Origin of the sequence: Pseudoalteromonas atlantica (assembly GCA_007988745.1) — a bacterium.
In the GTDB taxonomy this organism is placed as follows: domain Bacteria; phylum Pseudomonadota; class Gammaproteobacteria; order Enterobacterales; family Alteromonadaceae; genus Pseudoalteromonas; species Pseudoalteromonas atlantica.
This window is the reverse complement of sequence record BJUT01000102.1, coordinates 1-3061: the sequence shown is the minus strand read 5'-3', so window position 1 is coordinate 3061 and position 3061 is coordinate 1. Positions and strand designations below refer to the sequence as shown.

Genomic DNA, 3061 nt, shown 5'->3' with positions numbered 1-3061 from the left:
TGTATTGCACAAAGAGAAAGAAATGAGGAGTGAAAGTTGTAGGCGCGAAGCTTGCCCGCGCAAGTTGCTTGTTACTTCTCTAAAGCGAAGCGCCTCTACACCTCTTTGTAATTGTATTGGTTTAATATTTACGAACTATCGCTCATTATGCCAGCAAGCTGTGGGTCTACAAGGTAAGGTATAGCTCCGGTGTTAATGTTAACATTGTGGGCTCAGGGCTGATGTGCTGCTTTACATTAATTGTAAATTAAATACCACCACCGAGGACATAAATGCGCTTTGCGCTACACAGAGAAAACACGGTGATTGGTGAGCCATTTCTCCTGCTCTTCTCCTTCACTTCTCGGTGGTGACATAATCACTTTTAAACAAAAACAATGCACACCCGCATATTCAAACACCCACAAAAAAAGGCGCTAAACAGCACCTTTTTAAAATGGTTTAGGCTCTATTTTTAGTTTTTGAAACCTAAAAACTTAAACCTAAAACAGACGCGATATAAAATCGCTGCTACAACTTAAGCGATTTTTTTCTCTTCTATGCTTGCTAGGTATTCGTCAAACGTACCCTGAAAATCAATGACCTGCTTGTCTTTAATATCAATAATACGTGTTGCTAAAGATGATACAAACTCGCGGTCGTGGCTTACAAAAATAAGCGTACCCGCAAAGTCTTTAAGTGCATTGTTTAGCGCTTCAATGGCTTCCATATCCATGTGGTTGGTTGGCTCGTCCATTACAAGTACGTTTACGTCTTGCATCATTAACTTACCAAACAACAAACGGTTTTTTTCACCACCTGAACAGTTACGCGCTTTTTTGTTTGAATCGTCGGCGGTAAACAACAAACGCCCTAACATGCCGCGTACCATTAAATCGTTATGCTTGGCTGTACGCCATTGCGACATCCAATCAAATAGCGTTAAATCGTTATCAAAATCTTTTGTGCTGTCTTGCGGGCAGTAGCCAAAGGTCGCATTTTCTGACCATTTAATTTCGCCTTCATTACTTTTAAGCTCGTTTACTAAACAGCGTAAAAAGGTAGTTTTACCCACACCGTTTTCGCCAATAACCGCAAGCTTCGCGCCAGCTTCTAGTAAAAAGTCGCCGCCGCTAAATAGTGTTTCGCCATCAAAACCGTGGCCAAGTTTATTAACTTCAAGCGCTTGGCGGTACATTTTTTTGCCTTCGTCAAAACTTAACGATGGGCTCATACGGCTTGACGCTTTAACTTCATCAAGCTTAATTTTATCCATTTTTTTAGCACGCGAACTGGCTTGTTTAGCTTTAGAGGCGTTAGCACCAAAACGGTTAACAAAGTCTTGAAGCTCGTCAATCTCAGCGCTTTTTTTAGCGTTTTCGGCTAATAATTGTTCTCGCTGTAAGCTTGCCGCTTCTAAAAACTTCTCGTAGTTACCTGGGTAAATACGCAGCTCACCGTAATCAATGTCAGCCATGTGAGTACATACCGAATTTAAAAAGTGGCGGTCATGCGAAATAATAATCATGGTGCATTTACGTTTATTAAGCTCATTAGCTAACCACGTAATGGTATGAATATCCAAGTTATTGGTTGGCTCATCGAGTAGCAGTATGTCTGGATTTGCAAACAGCGCCTGCGCTAAAAGCACACGTAATTTCCAACCTGGGGCAACGTTTGCCATTAACCCATAATGAAACTCTTTATCTATACCCGCTTCTAATAGTATTTCTTCAGCGCGGCTTTCGGCTGTGTAACCATCCATTTCGGCAAAAACGCTTTCAAGGTCGGCTACTTTCATGCCGTCTTCTTCGCTCATTTCGGGTAATGAGTAAATACGGTCGCGCTCTTGTTTTACTTTCCAAAGCTCTACGTCGCCCATAATTACGGCATCTACAACGCTGTATTGTTCAAACGCAAACTGGTCTTGGCTTAGGTTACCTACTTTAAGCCCCGGTGTAATCGACACATTACCCGCACTTGGCACAAGCGCACCGCTTAAAATTTTCATGAAGGTCGACTTACCACAGCCGTTAGCGCCAATTAAACCGTAACGGTTGCCGTTACCAAATTTAGCTGAAATGTTTTCAAACAACGGCTCTGCGCCAAACTGCATCGTAATATTTGCGGTGGAGATCAAAAAGTTAGTCCTAGAATGAGTACTGACAGGGGCCAACTGCAGCAAAGCGCCACAAACAAGACCAAGCAATAGGGTAAATTAGCTGGCGAATTATACAGATCCCCCCATGGTAATGAAAGGTAAAAGATACATACCTAAAATGGCAGCACGTTAGGTTATGAATCTATATAAGTGTAAAACAGCGGGTTAATAGGGTTTGTAAATGCGCTCTATGGCCGCTTTATTATTTTTAATAAGGCGATTAATTACAGCTACTTCGTCAAGCGTGACCGATTGTTTACTCATCATAAAATGTACGCCATTAACATTAATAGCTGGCGCCGTTTTTACCGGCAAAATGGTGCTGTAGCGCTTAGCAAAATATTTTGCGACAACAGAGTCGTCAATCACGTAATCAACTCGCTTTTTGTTAAGCATACCAAAGCGGGTGTTTGCATCTGCGGTAAGTACTATTTGGTTGGGGTAGTGTTTTCTTATTTTTTCAAACTCAGCGCCAAAAAAGCTGCCTCTGTTAACGCCAACAATAAAGCCACGTTCAAAAAGCGCCGCTAAGTTAATTACATCTTTGGCGTTTTCATGCTTATAAAGCAGCATAACTTCATCGCGATATACATCAGTAAAATAAGAGTACTCGGCGCGCTCTTTTGTATAACTTGCTGCAAAGGTAATATCAATATGGCCTGTTTTTAGCTCTTGCTGAACCCGTGATAAGCTCGGAAAATAAACCCACTCAATACAAAAAGGCGAATTTTTAAAAACAGCGTTAACCGTATCTACCTCTGTGCCTACAAAGGCATTGCCTTGTTTAATTAAATAGGGCGCCCAGTTGGTTTCGTTGGTGCCCATTTTTAATGTTTTAGTGCATGCCAGCACATTAAATTGCGCAACCAAAACTATAAACGCTAACAGTAACATCTTCATAAAACGTCCTTTTATACCAAT

2 protein-coding genes are annotated in these 3061 nt (G+C 41.4%); both read right to left on the bottom strand.

From position 1 onward, the window contains the following. Nucleotides 1-517 precede the first annotated feature (517 nt). Nucleotides 518-2119 (bottom strand): ABC-F family ATPase, encoded by a 1602-nt coding sequence (locus PAT01_RS19795; protein WP_154946050.1) that lies wholly within the window; start codon nucleotides 2117-2119, stop codon nucleotides 518-520. 186 nt (nucleotides 2120-2305) lie between these two features. After that, the coding region (locus PAT01_RS19790; RefSeq protein ID WP_318299778.1) for a substrate-binding periplasmic protein at nucleotides 2306-3061 on the bottom strand (756 nt) is incomplete at its 5' end.